This window comes from Priestia sp. FSL R5-0597, assembly GCF_038006305.1.
Lineage (GTDB): Bacteria > Bacillota > Bacilli > Bacillales > Bacillaceae_H > Priestia > Priestia zanthoxyli.
In genome coordinates this window covers 2,990,854-3,006,720 of the sequence record NZ_JBBOUZ010000001.1, presented here as the reverse complement: position 1 = coordinate 3,006,720, position 15,867 = coordinate 2,990,854, and the positions used below count along the sequence as shown (strand labels likewise).

Here is a 15,867-nt window from a genome sequence, read left to right as displayed (position 1 = left end):
ACTTTTTTTAGTTACGAAAATAAATAATGAAACCTACATACTATTCATAACACATGATGGGGGTTAAAACAACAAAAACCCTTTTCGACAGCAGGGTTGTGTGATATAGTATGACAAATCAGAATAAATAAAGAAAAATGGTGAGAAAACATGAGTCAAAACGAACAATGGACATCAAAACTCGGCTTTATCTTGGCATCCGCCGGTTCAGCAATTGGAATCGGAGCCATTTGGAAACTTCCTTATGTAGCCGGAACAAGCGGAGGAGGGGCCTTTTTTTTACTGTTTATCTTGTTTACAGCAATTATTGGTTTGCCGCTTTTGCTTGCTGAATTTGTACTAGGTAGACATACACAAAAAGAAGCAATTCGTGCTTATGATGCAGTTGCTCCCGGTTCTCTTTGGAAAGGAATCGGGTACTTAGGCGTGATTACATGCTTCATTTTATTATCTTTCTATAGTGTAGTAGGAGGATGGATTTTACAATATATTTTTGCAAGCGTCACGGGTCAGCTGAATGGAGTAAGTGACTACGGGAGTTTATTTAACTCCACCATTGCTAATCCGACAAGTGCTGTTATCTCTCAATTTGTTTTTCTTCTTTTAACAATTGTTGTAGTAGCAAGAGGTATTCAAAATGGTATTGAAAAAGCAAACAAAATTTTAATGCCTGCTCTCTTTATTTTATTTATTATTATTATTATTCGTTCTTTAACATTAGACGGAGCGATGGAAGGCGTATCTTTCTTTTTGTATCCAGATTTTTCAAAGCTTACCTCCCAAACCATTTTGTTTGCAATGGGACAAGCATTCTTTTCGCTTAGCGTAGGCGTTTCGGTTATGGTTACGTACAGTTCGTATCTGTCTAAACAGCAAAACTTGCCAAAATCGGCTATTTCAATTTCAGCGTTAAATATTTTGATTTCTTTACTAGCAGGTTTGGCAATTTTCCCTGCAGTCTTTTCAATGGGCGTAAAGCCGACGGAAGGACCAGGTCTTCTATTTATTGTATTGCCTTCTATTTTTGAACAGCTTCCGTTCGGAATTGTGTTTCAAACTTTCTTTTTGGCGCTGTTTTTATTTGCTACTTTAACATCTGCGTTTTCGATGTTAGAAATTATTGTTGCTTCATTAGCCAAAGGAGAGCAGCATAAGCGCATAAAGCTATCTTGGATTTCGGGCTTACTAATCTTTGTGGTAGGAATACCTTCAGCACTATCGTATGGTTTATTAAGTGACGTATCGATCTTTGGAAAAAGCATCTTTGACGCTTTTGATTTTCTTGTAAGTAATATCCTTATGCCTCTCGGTGCTCTTTTAATTGCCATCTTTGTTCCTTGGAAGATGAAAAAAGATGTGTTAATTGAAGAGTTTAAGCATGGTTCGACGAATGTGAAGCGCTGGTTCTCTTTATGGCTTCTTGCTATTCGATACATCGCACCTGTTTTAATTATCATTGTATTTATTAATATGCTAGGCTTTATCTAACGAAAAAACGCTGTTAAAACGCTTGGTTTTAACAGCGTTTTTTTTGGAGGAAAAGGAGGAGTATGATGCTTGATTTCTTGTACGATATGTTTGTAGGAGCAGGGGTATTTATTTTATTATTCGTTCTTTTGCTAGTAGCGAGAACGTCGGGGAAACGCAAGAAATAGGCGGGTATAATTCCCAGTGTAAAAACCCCAAAAAAGACTAACACCACAGAATTAAACTATGATAATATATTATCCTATGAGCATAACCAATGCTCACATATGTTGTGATGAAGCGTTTTTTAGAAAGAGGGATCATCTTGAGTGGAGAAGTTCTTGTCAAGATTTTATCTCAAGCGTATGAACAAAAAAAGACATTACCAATCGTCTCATTCTCGTCTTTTTTTGAACAAAAAAAGGTGGGCTTTCGTTTAAATAACGATGTGTCCGCTGGTATCATCTACCATACGCTTACATGTATTCAGAGAAAAACGTGTGTCCAAGATGTGTTAGTGGAAGTACTAAAAGTTGATAGTCCAAACAATGACGGGGCATTTTCTGATTGTGTATATATTTTAGCAAATGGTACAAACCAGCAAGTGAAAGAATGGGTTCAACCCTTACATCCTAAAAGAGTTACACAAGGATATCAGCACGGGACACCCATTGATGCGCCACAGTTAAAAAATGACTACCACGTGTTTGCCGTTACTTGGTCATAAGCGTTTAACCCAAAAAACATCCTGCTGTCGCTGCAGGATGTTTTTTGTTAATAAGGACGGGCGTCTTTTCCTTTTTCATTAGCTTCTTCTACCGCATCAGCAGCTTTGTTGCTTCCTAACGGTGAACCGCCTTCTTTTGGCAATTTCCCATATGTAGGAGTCATTTCTGCTCCCATTTCAATTTCTAAAGAACCATCATCATGCATGAGAAGACCGATACCATTAGCTACTCGATTGCCGTAGTCAAAATCACATTGAGTTAAAAGCTCAATCATCTTTGTTTGAACGGTATGGTGACAGCATTTTAAACCGTCTACTAAGTTTTGAATAAGCTCATCACGTTCCCAGTCTTCTAATAAACGATAGCGTTCACCAGCTTGCTTAAAGTCATTTGTACGGTCAATTTTTTCTTTTTTTACATTCCCTTCAACATAAGGCTGATGAGGTTTTGGATGATCATGCGCTTCTTGAAGACCTCCAAGAGAAGATGGCTCATAATTCACATGCGGGTTCTGACCAGGAGCTGCATCTACATGATAGGCCATTTGACCATCTCGTTGATTTGTTGCTACATGTTTTTTCGGGGCGTTAATAGGCAGTTGCAAGTAGTTTGTTCCCACACGGTGACGCTGCGTGTCGGAATAAGAAAACGTTCTTCCTTGCAGCATTTTATCATCAGAAAAATCTAGCCCATCCACAAGCACACCCGTACCAAATGCGACTTGCTCCGTTTCAGCAAATACGTTGCTTGGATTTTTATCTAGGACCATTTTACCTACTGGAAGAAATGGAAACTGGTCTTCCGGCCAAATTTTCGTGTCATCAAGCGGATCGAAATCTAGTTCGGAATGCTCTCCGTCTTCCATGACTTGCATACAAAGTTCCCACTCAGGGTAGTTGCCGCTCTCAATCGCTTCATACAAGTCTTGAGTAGCGTGACTGATATTTTTAGCCTGAATTTCTTCTGCTTGTTTTTGGGTCAAATTTTTAATTCCTTGTTTTGGTTCCCAATGGTATTTAACAAGAAAGGCATCGCCATCTTTGTTTACCCACTTATATGTATTAACACCGGAACCTTGCATTTGCCGATAGTTAGCAGGTATTCCCCAAGGTGAAAATAAAAAAGTAATCATATGCATAGCCTCAGGTGTATGAGAAATAAAATCAAAAATACGCTCGGTATCTTGACGGTTTGTCACAGGATCGGGCTTAAAAGCATGAATCAAATCAGGGAATTTAATAGCATCGCGAATAAAAAATATTTTAAGGTTATTTCCTACTAAGTCCCAGTTCCCGTCTTCTGTATAGAACTTTACAGCAAATCCCCTTGGGTCTCGCATCGTTTCTGGAGAGTCCTTTCCATGAGTTACGGTAGAAAATCTGACAAAAACGGGCGTCTGTTTGCCTGCTCCTGAAAAAACTTTTGCGCGGGTGTATTTTTCAACGGGCTCGTCCCCAAGCTTTCCGTACGTTTCAAAATATCCATGAGCTCCCGTTCCTCGGGCATGAACAACACGTTCCGGTATACGTTCACGATCAAAATGCGAAAGTTTTTCAATCAGCTGGTAATTTTCAAGAGTAGCAGGTCCTCTGTTGCCTACCGTTCGAGAATTTTGGTTATCACGAATGGGGTGACCTTGACGCGTCGTAAGCGTCTGCTCGTTCTCTCCGTTTGCATAGCGTTTGTCTTCCGAGTCACCTGATCCGCTAACATTTGTACCATGAATGCCTTTATGGCTCATAAAATAATCCTCCTTGTTTCCAACATAACAAGACTATTTTTTTCAGTCCTTGCTTTTTTATTCATTAATATGGAAATAATATAAATTTTTAGAAGAAAAGCTGTTTTACTGAAGAGGGAAACAAATTCGCTAAACGAATAAATTTTAAAAAAGTTTCACATTTCAAAAAAAAATAAATTGTTTTTTTTGAAATATAAAGATAATGTTACGGGTGATTTTTTACCTATTATTAGTGTAGGAAAAGGAATAATATTGGAATATATTAGCTTTTTTGTCGAACTTATTAAGTGTTAAACGACAATAAACTACGACAATATACACCATACGGCTGCGCTACTGTCGTTTCCTGTAACATAAATGTAATATTAGTGATGTTATTTTGTAATAATGTGTTGTTACAATGTAAACGTCTTATAGATTAGTAGATTATGGCATTGGAGGAACCTTTTTTTATGAAAAAGTTGATATATTCGTTAGCGTTATGTGGATCTTTAACAGTAGTACCTACAATTAGTGAAGCTGCTTTAGGAGATGCTACGCTGCACCCAGGAACAAGTAATTCAGATGTGAAAGAATTACAGCAAAAATTAAAAAACAAAGGTTATTTTACATACGGTACAACAACAAACTATTACGGTTCAATCACGACTAGCGCAGTAAAATCGTTTCAGCGCGCAAATGGTTTATCAGCAGATGGTATTGCAGGTCAAGCTACATTTAATAAACTGCTAGGAAGCGGAAGCTCATCAAGTTCATCAGTTAGCTCAAGCTCATTGCTGCGCGTTGGTTCAACAGGACCAAACGTACAATCTTTACAGCAACAGCTAAAGAATAAAGGCTATTTTAAAGGAACTACAACTCAATACTTCGGTTCAATTACAAAGAATGCAGTAATGGCATTTCAACGTGCAAATGGACTGTCTGTGGATGGAATTGCGGGTCCAGCTACGTTAAGTAAATTAAAAAATGGGGGTTCTAGCGCTTCAACTGGCGGTTCTAGCTCTAGCAGCTCAACTATTTTACGTCAAGGTATGAAAGGTTCAGCAGTAAGCAGCCTTCAGCAAAAACTAAAAAATAAAGGTTACTTCTCAGCTGGTGTAACAGGATACTTTGGCTCAATTACAACAAGTGCAGTAAAATCATTTCAGCGTGCAAATGGTTTATTAGTAGACGGAGAAGCGGGTCCGGATACGCTAAATAAATTAAACTCAAGCAGCTCTAGCAGCTCAAAACCTTCAACATCAACAGGAAGCAGCACAAGCTCAAGCTCAGCTTCAAAAGTTATTTCATACGGTAAACGTTTTATGGGAACACCTTATGTTTGGGGCGGAGCTGCGCCTGGAGGATTTGATTGCAGTGGTTACCTTAACTATGTATATCGCAATGCAGTAGGTGTAAGTCTTCCTCGTACAGTTGCTAGTATCTATCAAACTGGTACGCGTGTAAGTTCACCTCAGCCTGGAGATATCGTTTTCTTTGAAACGTACCAACCAGGAGCTAGCCATGCTGGAATTTATATCGGAAACGGTCAATTCATGCATGCAGGTTCTTCAACAGGCGTAACAATCACATCATTAAGCAACTCTTACTGGTCAAAACGTTACTTAGGAGCAAAGCGTTACCTATAAGAGTGTAACAAAAAGGAGTAGTTGCATAACTATTCCTTTTTTCTATGCACCGTAAACGTAAAAGTAGGAAATTTTTGTGTCGTTTGGTATGATAATTGGAGAATAAACAAAAGGAGTGTATAACATGGCTATTGTAGATGTAACAATTATTCCGGTAGGTACGGAAACGCCAAGCGTGAGTCAGTACGTAGCTGATATTCAAAAAGTGCTGGCCAAGCATGAAGATGAAATTACATATCAATTAACCCCTATGAATACATTGATTGAAGGGGAATTAAGCACGCTGCTAAAAATTGTTCAAGAGATGCATGAAGTACCTTTTGAAAATGGTATTCAGCGCGTGTGTACAAATTTACGAATTGATGATCGCCGTGATAAAGAAAATCATACGATGGCTGGGAAATTACAATCAGTACAGTCTAAATTAAAAGCGAAATAAATAATATGCACTACAATAAAAAACGCTTGAGTATCTACTCAGGCGTTTTTTATTGTAGTTATACTTAATTGGCATGCACAAGAGAAAAAATTTGAAAAGCTACGCGCAGCCGAAGGGTTTCCTCTGACGTGTGAATAGGTCTTTTTAGTAACTCTTCGCATTTTTCGATTCGATAGATTACCGTGTTCCGGTGAACGAATAACTGCTTAGCAGTCTCTGAGATTTGGCAATTGGAATTTAGATATGTTTCAAGCGTGTCAAGTAAGATGGAGCGATCTTTCTTATCGTACTGCAGCAAACCTTCTAATGTTTGAGAATAGTAATCCTGTAAATCGTTTGCTGGAAGCAACCTCAGCAGCTCTTTGAACTGTTTTGGCTGATAAAATTGAATAAGCTTTGACTGATCTTTAAAATGGATGGTTTCAAGAGCTTCAACAGCTTCTTTATATGAGTCAGCGATTGTAAGTAGGGATTGGCTTTGGTTTCCAATTCCAAATGACATTCGCTTATCATAGTGACGGTACACAGCTTCCTGCAAGCGATGCAAGCATTCTATAATCATAGGTTGAGAATGAGGTGTAAACAAGAGAATGTAAAGATTGTCATAGAAAAACAAAACGGCCTCTATAGGACCTGCTGATAACTCATATTGAAGGAGCTCATAGATCATATCATCATCGCTGTAAGGCGTGAATGTAGAATGAATTTTCCCAACGGCGCAAATATAGCTGTTTCCTGCTGATAAGCCCATCATCTGTGCTTGAAAGGAAGCATCCTCAGGCGTTTTATAATAATTGTTAACAAGCTGATTGAAAAAATCGTTTTTTCGTCGCCGTTCAGCTTCATACAAAGCCTGCTGTCTCATCATTTCGAAGGATAAAACGTTTGTCGCTTGTTCAATCGTTAGGAGCGCTGAATCGGATAAAGAAACTTGGTGTTCAATAAATAAATAACTGTACTTTCTTGTATGAGTAGCAATCGGAAAAAGCGTAACGGTTTTTTTTGTGTTCAAAAAGGAAAAGGTTGTATATTTTGACGTTCGTAAAAACAGCTGCTTAGCGCCCGCTACCGCTTCTTCCATTGGGAGCGAAAAAGGTTCGCGTTTGTTTGTGTAAAAGAGTTCATGGCCATGGGTATCAAAAAGGGCAACGTGAGCATTGCATAACGTTTGAATGGATTGCATAATTTTCTCAATGCCTTTTCCTTGTAAGATGTAGGAGGAAAATAGCTGATGTGTGACCATCGCTTGCTGAAGCTCGGCTGTTTTTTTATCTAAAATAAAGCTGAGAGATTCATTAATAACCGCGCCTAACGTTTCGTCCGTTTGGAAATCAATGATTGGAAAGTGAAGTTCATCAGCTAGCTGACAAATAGAAACAGGCACATGTTCGAAAAAACGCTTCGTTTTTATGGCCAATCCTGCACATTTCTTTTTAGCCATTCCTTCTACAAGTTTTGCTAAGCTTTCTTCATGTTCTTTGAAGTGATAACCCGTTGTAATTAAAAATTCTCCTTCTTTTAAAAAAGATAAAATATCGGGTGCGTCCATCATATTGACGTTATGTACTTTGCGGGTGACCCCTTTTTGTCCGGCTACTACAGATGCTTTCTCATAAATCGGGATGCGTAAAAGAGTTTGTAGTTCCATTATTCATTACTCCTTTTGTTAAAAATTCTCACATTTCCCTGCGCGTATTTTTATCTACCTTCTATTTTATAAGAAAGTTTAGTTAAAATAAATAAAATTTTCAGAAAAAAATGTATAAATTGTTAATGAAGAAGTTTATTTAATTCTGTAAGATAAAATAAATAACATATAACGTTAGAAAAAGTAACGTATATAAGACTTTGTGTATTTAGTGATAATAGCCAAAAAAACACTAAATCATTGTAGGAAGTGTTAATGAAAACAATCAGTCATTTTCTTAAAATGAAGATAGCAGGAGGGATAGCAATGGTTGCAGATATGACGGGAAAATCTAAGCTTTGTCAGCAAATCGAAGAAAACATTAGCTGGTTGTCACAGTTTGGGTTAGATGAAAAAGAAGGTGTCACGAGGCTTTTATATACGGAACAGTGGAATGCAGCTCAAAAGGCATTGGAAGAAAAAATGAAGGGACTTCACCTCAAAACGTATTACGATGATGTAGGAAATTTATTTGGACGGTTGCAAGGAACGGGTCCAGAACAACAAGTTATTTTAACAGGATCCCATATCGACACCGTGATAAACGGAGGAAAATATGACGGGGCTTTTGGTGTTGTGGCAGGTATCATTGCTCTGCAGTACCTATATGCGCATTATGGCTCCCCTACAAAAACCTTAGAGGTCGTATCACTTTGTGAAGAAGAAGGTAGCAGATTTCCTCTTACGTATTGGGGATCAGGTAATATGAATGGATTACACAGCAAAAGTGATGCAAAACATGTTATAAATAAAGAAGGGGTTAAGCTGGATGACGCAATGAAACAGCTCAATTTCGGAGAAGGCCTCCACAGCGAGCCATACCGCACAGACATCGCTTCTTTTATTGAACTGCATATCGAGCAAGGAAAGCAGCTTGAAATGTCTCATTGCGATATCGGAATTGTTTCTAGTATCGTCGGACAGAAACGATTTACAGTATCTGTTAAAGGTGAAAGTAACCATGCGGGCACAACCCCGATGAACATCCGAAAAGATGCATTTTATGTGAGCTGCAAACTCGCTAAGGCATTTATTGAATTGAGCGAAAAATATCATAACGCTTTATACGTAACGGTTGGAAAAATTACACTTTCTCCAAATGCACCGAATGTAATACCAGGATATGTAGAATTCACGGTCGATATAAGACATCATGAGTATAAGGTTTTACAAGAAGCAGAACGAGAAATGAAGGAAATTATCAAGCGAACAGCAGGGGATTTAGAAGTGAATCTCAACTGCTGGATGGATGAAAAACCTGTTGCCATGAGCGAACAATTATCTGAACTTTCCAAAATTATTTCCTCGGAAAAGAATATCTCCTCCCGAGAATTAGTAAGCGGTGCAGGACACGACTCGCAGGTATTCGGGCGAAGAGTTCCCACATGTTTGTTATTCGTCCCGAGCCAAGATGGAATCAGCCATTCCCCAAAGGAATTCACCAAAGGAGAACAGTTAGAAAAAGGAGTAAAGGTCTTAATAGAACTATTATATAAACTTGCCTACTAGGAGGAATTTGACATGACTATAACAAAACAGCTTCATACACCGCCGCGTACGATTATGACACCAGGCCCCGTAGAAGCAGATCCACGCGTATTAAGAGCATTAGGAACACCTATTTTAGGTCAGTTCGACCCCGCATTTACGCGCATTATGAACGAAACGATGGAAATGCTTCGTGAGCTATTTCAAACCAAAAACAAATGGGCTTTTCCCGTTGATGGAACGTCTAGAGCTGGGATTGAAGCAGTTCTTGCAAGTGTAGTTGAACCGGGCGATAAAGTATTCGTCCCGATTTTCGGCCGCTTCGGCTATTTATTAACGGAAATTGCCGAGCGCTACGGAGCTGAGGTACACAATATTGAATGCGAATGGGGAGAAGTGTTTGACCCTGAGACCGTAATCCAGGAAATAAAAAAAGTAAACCCAAAAATCGTTGCAATGGTTCATGGCGAAACGTCTACAGGGAGAATGCAGCCTCTTAAAGAAATTGGTGCTGCATGTCGCGACCAAGATGTTTTATTTATCGTCGACGCAGTAGCTACTATCGGCGGCACGGATGTAAAAGTAGACGAGTGGAACATTGACGCATTGATTGCAGGTACACAAAAGTGTTTATCTGTTCCGTCGGGTATGGCACCTATTACGTACAATGATCGTATTGAAAAAATTATCATGGAACGTAAAAAAGTTGAAAAAGGAATTGCGACAAAAGCAGATGCTCAAACTGTTCGTCTGCGCCCAAATATTATCAGCAACTATTTTGATTTGAGTCAACTTCAAGACTATTGGAGTGAGCGCAGGCTAAATCATCACACGGAAGCAACGTCCATGCTCTATGCTTTGAGAGAAGGACTGCGCATTATTTTAGAAGAAGGGTTAGAAGAAAGATTTGCAAGGCATCGTCTCCACGAAAAAGCACTTGTAGCCGGAATTAAAGCAATGGGATTATCTTTATTTGGCGATGAGCACTCAAAAGTTCCAACCGTTACGTGCGTCTTAATTCCATTAGGAATTGACGGGGAAGCAGTTCGTTCTACGCTTCTTGAACAATTTGGAATTGAAATCGCAAGTTCTTTTGGGCCGATGCACGGAAAAATATGGCGTATCGGTACAATGGGATACAGCTGCCGTAAAGACAACGTTCTCTTTACATTAGCCGGTCTTGAAGCAGTGCTTATTCGAAACGGGGCAAGCGTAAATGCAGGTTCTGCTCTGCAAGCAGCTTTAGAAGTTTATGAGGAAGAAGTAGCGTTGTCTAGTCTGTAAAGATTCGTTATTCACCATATAAAGAAAAGAGGAGATTTTCTATGAGCGAATACTTTTTCACACACCCATATGCATCGCAGCGTACGTGCACGTTTGGAAAAAACGGAATGGTAGCAACTAGTCAGCCTCTTGCCGCTCAGGCGGGTCTTGAAATGTTGAAAAAAGGAGGCAATGCAGTAGATGCTGCTATTGCCTCCGCAGCTTGTTTAACGGTGGTAGAACCTACTTCAAATGGAATTGGCGGAGACGCATTTGCTCTTGTGTGGATAAATGAAGAACTATATGGACTCAACGCGAGCGGTCCTGCTCCTGCTTCTATCTCTATTGAGGCTCTGCGCGCCATGGGGATAAAAGAGATGCCGGCTCGCGGTTTTGTTCCTGTTACGGTCCCAGGTGCCCCGAGTGCGTGGGTGGAGCTGTCAAAACGCTTTGGCCGGCTACCGTTAAAAGAAGTGCTGCAGCCGGCTATTTCTTATGCGCAAGAAGGGTTCCCAATCTCCCCAATTTTAGGGTACAATTGGGAACGAGCATTTGAACGATTTACACACGCGTTAAAAGGTGACGAATATAAACACTGGTTTGAGACATTTACTAACAATGGATCTGCTCCTAAGGTAGGGGAAATGTGGCGATCACCAGACCATGCTGCTACACTGCTTGAAATTGCCGAAACGAATGGAGAATCTTTTTACAGAGGGGATTTAGCTGATAAAATAGCAGCTTTTTCGAAAAAACACGGCGGATTTTTAGCAAAAGAGGATTTAGCAGCTTTTAAAGCAGAGTGGGTAAAGCCGATTTCAACTTCTTACCGAGGATACGATGTGTGGGAAATACCGCCCAACGGCCAAGGCCTTATTGCGCTTTTAGCTCTAAATACGCTAAAAGGTTTTTCTTTTGATGCCAAAGATTCTGTCGATACATACCACAAGCAAATTGAAGCTATGAAGCTAGCGTTTGCAGATGGACAAAAATTTATTACAGATGCTGATAAAATGACAGTAGCAGTTGAAGATTTGTTGAATGATTCTTATGCAAACAAGCGCAGAGGGCTGATTGGTGAAAAAGCGCTTATTCCCGAAGCCGGACAGCCGTCTCATAGCGGCACGATCTATTTGGCTACAGCTGATGGAGAAGGAAACATGGTATCATTCATTCAAAGTAATTACATGGATTTTGGCTCAGGACTTGTCGTACCTAATACGGGCATATGCCTGCAAAACCGCGGGCATAATTTTTCGTTAGACCCACAGCACCATAACCGATTAGAGCCTGGAAAACGAACCTATCATACCATTATTCCTGGATTTTTAACAAAGAATAAAAGTGCTGTAGGTTCATTCGGTGTAATGGGTAAATTTATGCAGCCGCAAGGACATGTGCAAGTCATCATGAATATGATTGATTTTCATCTAAATCCTCAGGCAGCTTTAGATGCACCAAGATGGCAGTGGATTGAACATAAAAAGGTTCTTGTGGAAAAAGAAATGCCTTCACATATTGTAGAAGCATTAGAACGCAAAGGGCATGATATTCATGTGGCTACGAGCAGACATACGTTTGGAAGAGGACAGATTATTTTAAGAGATGAACAAACCGGTGTATTATACGGCGGCACAGAAGCGCGAACAGACGGAGCCGTCGTTGCTTATTAGATCACAGAGAAAGGAGCGCGAGAAATGCGACAATTGGATATTTTTATAGCGTTTTTTCGCTCAGGTATGCTCGGCTACGGAGGAGGACCTTCAGCTATTCCACTTGTAAAAAAAGAAGTAGTCGATACGTACAAGTGGATGGATGACGATGAATTTGGCGATTTATTAGCAATTGCCAATACGCTGCCTGGGCCTATTGCGACAAAGCTGGCTGGATACATCGGCTATCGAGTCGGCGGTATCTTAGGTCTCGGTACAGCTTTATTTGCAGCCGTTATTCCAACCGTTTTTTTAATGGTATTACTGTTGACCACTTTAACGCAATTTAAAGATCAGCCCTGGGTTATGGGGATGACCAAAGCAGTCGTTCCTGTAGTGGGAGTGATGCTCGCAGTTATGACATGGGATTTTTTCAAAAAATCAACGTCTGGTTTAGGCTGGACGCCAGCTATTATCTTACTCATTATTAGTTTAGGACTAATGGGATTTGCCCATATTCATCCAGCAGTTATTATTATTGTACTTATGGCAGCAGCTTGGATTCCGCTAAAACGAAAAGGAAAAAAAGGCGAAAGTGATGAGCACAAGCAAAAGAGGGAATCGGTATGATTTATATTCAGCTATTTATGGCGTTTTTTGTTTCAAATATTTTAGGCTATGGAGGCGGACCTGCGTCGATTCCGCTCATTCAAAAAGAAGTTGTAGACCGCTACCATTGGCTTACCGTTAAAGAGTTTAGTGAAATGCTGGCAATTGGAAATGCGCTTCCAGGTCCAATTGCGACAAAAATGGCGGGATTTATCGGATATCAGCAGGCAGGGATTTTAGGCTCGGTGATTGCTCTTTTTGCAACGATTGCTCCGTCGGTTTTGCTTTTAGTCATTTTACTTCGAATATTATTTAAGTATAAAGATTCACCAAATGTTAAGAAAATGACCAACTACATTCGTCCCGTAATCGCTATTTTACTTGGCTTAATGGCGTATGAATTTTTTATGAATTCATACGGTGATTCAGGTATATGGCAAACTCTATTTTTAGTAGCAGCCAGCTTTCTTTTATTGGAAAAATTACGTGTGCATCCAGCGTTCGTTATTGTCGGAGCACTCGTATACGGAGCTGTTTTTCTTGCTTAAATGAAGCTCTCAAATGCTGAGAGTTTTTTTTGTAAAAGAGACGAAAAGAGGGAGAACAATGGTTGAAAAAGCACTATTAGAAGACGTGCAGGACCTGGTTAACCTGCGAATGCTGCTCATGAAAGAACTGGGAGAACTAAATGGGAGTGAGAAGCTGTTTCGAAAAGCGACAGAAGAATATTTTACTGCGAATATAAATAGCCCAAATAATTATACGGCTATTTTAAAAGTCGATGGAAAAGTTGTATCAGCAGGAAGCCTCGTCTTTTTTATACGTCCGCCTTCACCGGGTAACCTTCAAGGAAAAGAAGCATATGTTATGAACATGTATACAGCTTTTGATCACCGAAAGCACGGCTATTCTTCCGCTATTTTAAAGCACTTGATGCAGTACGGCCAAAAAAGTGGTGTAAATCGAATATGGTTAAATGCTTCCGCCGCTGGAAAAAGCTTGTATCAAAAACATGGATTTATTGAATATGACTCTGAAATGGAATACGTGTTTGAAAAAAAATAAAGTGACAAAACTCTTGATAGAGAGAGGTTTGAAGGGGCAATGGTTTTTAAAAAATAAAAAAAATTAATAAAAAGTGTTGACGAAGATAAAAAAACCATTCATAATACAAATCAACATCACACAACATTACACACAACTTGGAAGCGACAAACAGTTTCAAACGATCGGAACTGATTATCCAAGTACGCATACATAGTCAATACTGAGCGTTGATAGGAGCACGAGTAGAAAAAATTTCCCTGTATCAGAGAGCTGACGGTTGCTGCGAGTCAGAACAAAAATTTTTTCGAAGTACATTCCTTGAGCATCTTTTCCGAGCAGGAAAAGACGGCCTGGCCGTTATTTTAATGAAGAGGCAAGCAAAATGCTTGCAACTAGGGTGGTACCGCGAATTTTCGTCCCTACTGACTCTTAAGAACAATCTTAAGGGTGAGTAGGGACTTTTTGTATTTCGGTCCATTATAATTTTATATCCATTACAAGCGATGAAAAGAGCATAGTAGCAAAATCTTCCCTGTATTCAGAGAGCTGATGGTTGGTGCGAATCAGTACAAAAGAGATTGCGAATTACATTCTTGGAGCTTTCTTTTGGCAATAGTCAAAAGCGGCAATAGCCGTTATCTTAATGAAGAGGCAAGCAATGCTTGCAATTAGGGTGGTACCGCGATCAATTCGTCCCTACTGATACAATCAGTAGGGACTTTTTGTATATCCGCATAAGCGGCTGTGTAGGTGTAAAACGGATTTTTAAATACAAACTAAACGAAAAGATCCGTTCAAGGTTGTAAAATCAAAGGAGGATTTTTAAAATGACAAAATCACTAGAACAATTACGAGGACAAATCGACGAAATAAATTTAGAAATTTTAGAATTATTAAATAAACGCGGTGAAATCGCACAAGAAATTGGAAAAGTAAAAGGTACACAAGGTGTGAATCGCTTTGATCCAGTTCGTGAACGTAAATCATTAGATCAAATCTTAGCTAACCATAATGGTCCATTCGAAGCTTCAACAATTCAGCATATTTTCAAAGAAATTTTCAAAGCAAGCTTAGAACTTCAAGAAGACGATCACCGTAAAGCACTTCTTGTATCTCGTAAAAAGAAATCAGAAGATACAATCGTTGACATCAATGGCACAAAAGTAGGACCTGGAAACTTAGAATTCGTAATGGGACCATGTGCAGTAGAAAGCTACGAACAAGTAAAAGAAGTGGGCTTAGCGCTTAAAGAACAAGGCATTACATTAATGCGCGGCGGAGCGTTCAAACCACGTACATCACCTTACGATTTCCAAGGTCTTGGAGTGGAAGGATTAAAAATCTTACGTCAAGTAGGAGATGAGCTAGGTCTATCAATTATCAGTGAAATTGTTTCTCCTCAAGATATTGAAACGGCTCTAGACTACGTAGATGTGATTCAAATTGGTGCACGTAACATGCAAAACTTCGAGCTATTAAAAGCTGCAGGTTCTGTAGACAAACCAATTCTTTTAAAACGTGGATTGGCAGCAACAATTGAAGAATTCATTAACGCTGCTGAATACATTATGTCTCGCGGAAATGGAAACATTATTCTTTGTGAACGCGGTATCCGCACATACGAGCGTGCAACACGCAACACATTAGATATCTCAGCTGTTCCAATCTTGAAAAAAGAAACGCATTTACCAGTTGTAGTAGACGTAACGCATTCGACAGGACGCAAAGACTTACTATTACCATGTGCAAAAGCAGCGATTGCTATCGGCGCAGATGCTGTAATGGCAGAAGTTCATCCAGACCCAGCAGTAGCACTATCAGATTCAGCACAGCAAATGAACATTCCTGAATTCCACAAATTCATGGAAGAATTAAAAGGTGCAGCAGTAAAATTATCTTAATTTCATAGTGATACAGTGATAAGAAACTAGTAGCAAACATTTCCCTGTCTCAGAGAGCTGACGGTTGGTGGAAGTCAGTACAAAAATGTGAGCGAATTACACTCTTTGAGTACTCTTTTACAGAGCGGTCAGCGGATCGTTAACAATTCGAGGTGGCAAGCAATGTTTGCAACTAGGGTGGTATCGCGAGAAAAACTCGTCCCTATGACGTAGGGGC

General features: G+C 39.6%; 12 protein-coding genes, 1 pseudogene and 3 other annotated features. Of the genes and pseudogenes, 11 read left to right on the top strand and 2 right to left on the bottom strand.

Annotated features, from left to right (window positions below):
- The first annotated feature begins 150 nt into the window (after nucleotides 1-150).
- Nucleotides 151-1,488, top strand: coding sequence for a sodium-dependent transporter (locus tag MKX72_RS15345; RefSeq protein WP_014459442.1), 1,338 nt, complete (start codon nucleotides 151-153; stop codon nucleotides 1,486-1,488).
- A gap of 304 nt (nucleotides 1,489-1,792) precedes the next feature.
- A complete protein-coding gene (locus MKX72_RS15340) occupies nucleotides 1,793-2,194 on the top strand; it encodes a hypothetical protein (RefSeq protein WP_235918741.1) in 402 nt (133 codons plus the stop codon).
- Between the two features lie 217 nt (nucleotides 2,195-2,411).
- Here the strand turns inward: MKX72_RS15340 and MKX72_RS15335 are convergent.
- Nucleotides 2,412-3,936, bottom strand: a pseudogene (locus MKX72_RS15335) (catalase); the annotation flags it as partial.
- Between the two features lie 452 nt (nucleotides 3,937-4,388).
- Between MKX72_RS15335 and MKX72_RS15330 the strand changes: the two are divergent.
- Complete coding sequence (locus MKX72_RS15330; protein WP_028412780.1) at nucleotides 4,389-5,564, top strand: C40 family peptidase; 1,176 nt, start codon at nucleotides 4,389-4,391, stop codon at nucleotides 5,562-5,564.
- 124 nt (nucleotides 5,565-5,688) lie between these two features.
- Nucleotides 5,689-6,003 carry an MTH1187 family thiamine-binding protein gene (locus MKX72_RS15325; RefSeq protein ID WP_013057706.1) on the top strand — a complete coding sequence of 105 codons (315 nt, stop codon included), beginning with the start codon at nucleotides 5,689-5,691 and terminating at the stop codon, nucleotides 6,001-6,003.
- 64 nt (nucleotides 6,004-6,067) lie between these two features.
- Here the strand turns inward: MKX72_RS15325 and MKX72_RS15320 are convergent, their stop codons facing one another.
- Nucleotides 6,068-7,651: a PucR family transcriptional regulator gene (locus MKX72_RS15320; protein WP_049165366.1), complete on the bottom strand. Its 1,584-nt coding sequence runs from the start codon at nucleotides 7,649-7,651 to the stop codon at nucleotides 6,068-6,070.
- Between the two features lie 306 nt (nucleotides 7,652-7,957).
- Here MKX72_RS15320 and allC point away from each other — a divergent pair, with 306 nt between their 5' ends.
- From allC to MKX72_RS15285, 7 genes are all read left to right on the top strand, one after another.
- Nucleotides 7,958-9,199, top strand: coding sequence for an allantoate deiminase (gene allC / locus MKX72_RS15315; RefSeq protein ID WP_224980593.1), 1,242 nt, complete (start codon nucleotides 7,958-7,960; stop codon nucleotides 9,197-9,199).
- Nucleotides 9,200-9,211: 12 nt separating this feature from the next.
- Nucleotides 9,212-10,462 carry a pyridoxal-phosphate-dependent aminotransferase family protein gene (locus MKX72_RS15310; protein ID WP_047750555.1) on the top strand — a complete coding sequence of 417 codons (1,251 nt, stop codon included), beginning with the start codon at nucleotides 9,212-9,214 and terminating at the stop codon, nucleotides 10,460-10,462.
- A 41-nt stretch (nucleotides 10,463-10,503) separates the two neighbouring features.
- A complete protein-coding gene (gene ggt / locus MKX72_RS15305; RefSeq protein ID WP_047750556.1) occupies nucleotides 10,504-12,114 on the top strand; it encodes a gamma-glutamyltransferase in 1,611 nt (536 codons plus the stop codon).
- 24 nt (nucleotides 12,115-12,138) lie between these two features.
- Nucleotides 12,139-12,723, top strand: a complete 585-nt coding sequence (locus MKX72_RS15300) for a chromate transporter (RefSeq protein WP_340760287.1) — start codon at nucleotides 12,139-12,141, stop codon at nucleotides 12,721-12,723.
- Entirely contained in the window at nucleotides 12,720-13,250 is a 531-nt protein-coding gene (locus MKX72_RS15295; RefSeq protein ID WP_014459451.1) for a chromate transporter, read from the top strand. Before MKX72_RS15300 ends, MKX72_RS15295 begins: the two co-directional genes overlap by 4 nt.
- Before the next feature lie 58 nt (nucleotides 13,251-13,308).
- Nucleotides 13,309-13,767: a GNAT family N-acetyltransferase gene (locus MKX72_RS15290; RefSeq protein ID WP_155007977.1), complete on the top strand. Its 459-nt coding sequence runs from the start codon at nucleotides 13,309-13,311 to the stop codon at nucleotides 13,765-13,767.
- A gap of 200 nt (nucleotides 13,768-13,967) precedes the next feature.
- Nucleotides 13,968-14,173 (top strand) — a binding site (T-box leader).
- 70 nt (nucleotides 14,174-14,243) lie between these two features.
- Nucleotides 14,244-14,450, top strand: a binding site (T-box leader).
- 126 nt (nucleotides 14,451-14,576) lie between these two features.
- A complete protein-coding gene (locus MKX72_RS15285; RefSeq protein ID WP_013057698.1) occupies nucleotides 14,577-15,650 on the top strand; it encodes a bifunctional 3-deoxy-7-phosphoheptulonate synthase/chorismate mutase in 1,074 nt (357 codons plus the stop codon).
- Nucleotides 15,651-15,656: 6 nt separating this feature from the next.
- Nucleotides 15,657-15,857, top strand: a binding site (T-box leader).
- The last annotated feature ends 10 nt before the right edge of the window (nucleotides 15,858-15,867 follow it).

Bases quoted from the DNA above. Each gene is read 5' to 3' on its own strand.
- MKX72_RS15310 (WP_047750555.1), top strand. From the start codon at position 9,212: ATGACTATAACAAAACAGCTTCATACACCGCCGCGTACGATTATGACA.
- MKX72_RS15325 (WP_013057706.1), top strand. From the start codon at position 5,689: ATGGCTATTGTAGATGTAACAATTATTCCGGTAGGTACGGAAACGCCA.
- MKX72_RS15330 (WP_028412780.1), top strand. From the start codon at position 4,389: ATGAAAAAGTTGATATATTCGTTAGCGTTATGTGGATCTTTAACAGTA.
- allC (WP_224980593.1), top strand. From the start codon at position 7,958: ATGGTTGCAGATATGACGGGAAAATCTAAGCTTTGTCAGCAAATCGAA.
- MKX72_RS15285 (WP_013057698.1), top strand. From the start codon at position 14,577: ATGACAAAATCACTAGAACAATTACGAGGACAAATCGACGAAATAAAT.
- MKX72_RS15345 (WP_014459442.1), top strand. From the start codon at position 151: ATGAGTCAAAACGAACAATGGACATCAAAACTCGGCTTTATCTTGGCA.
- ggt (WP_047750556.1), top strand. From the start codon at position 10,504: ATGAGCGAATACTTTTTCACACACCCATATGCATCGCAGCGTACGTGC.
- MKX72_RS15320 (WP_049165366.1), bottom strand. From the start codon at position 7,651: ATGGAACTACAAACTCTTTTACGCATCCCGATTTATGAGAAAGCATCT.
- MKX72_RS15295 (WP_014459451.1), top strand. From the start codon at position 12,720: ATGATTTATATTCAGCTATTTATGGCGTTTTTTGTTTCAAATATTTTA.
- MKX72_RS15300 (WP_340760287.1), top strand. From the start codon at position 12,139: ATGCGACAATTGGATATTTTTATAGCGTTTTTTCGCTCAGGTATGCTC.
- MKX72_RS15290 (WP_155007977.1), top strand. From the start codon at position 13,309: ATGGTTGAAAAAGCACTATTAGAAGACGTGCAGGACCTGGTTAACCTG.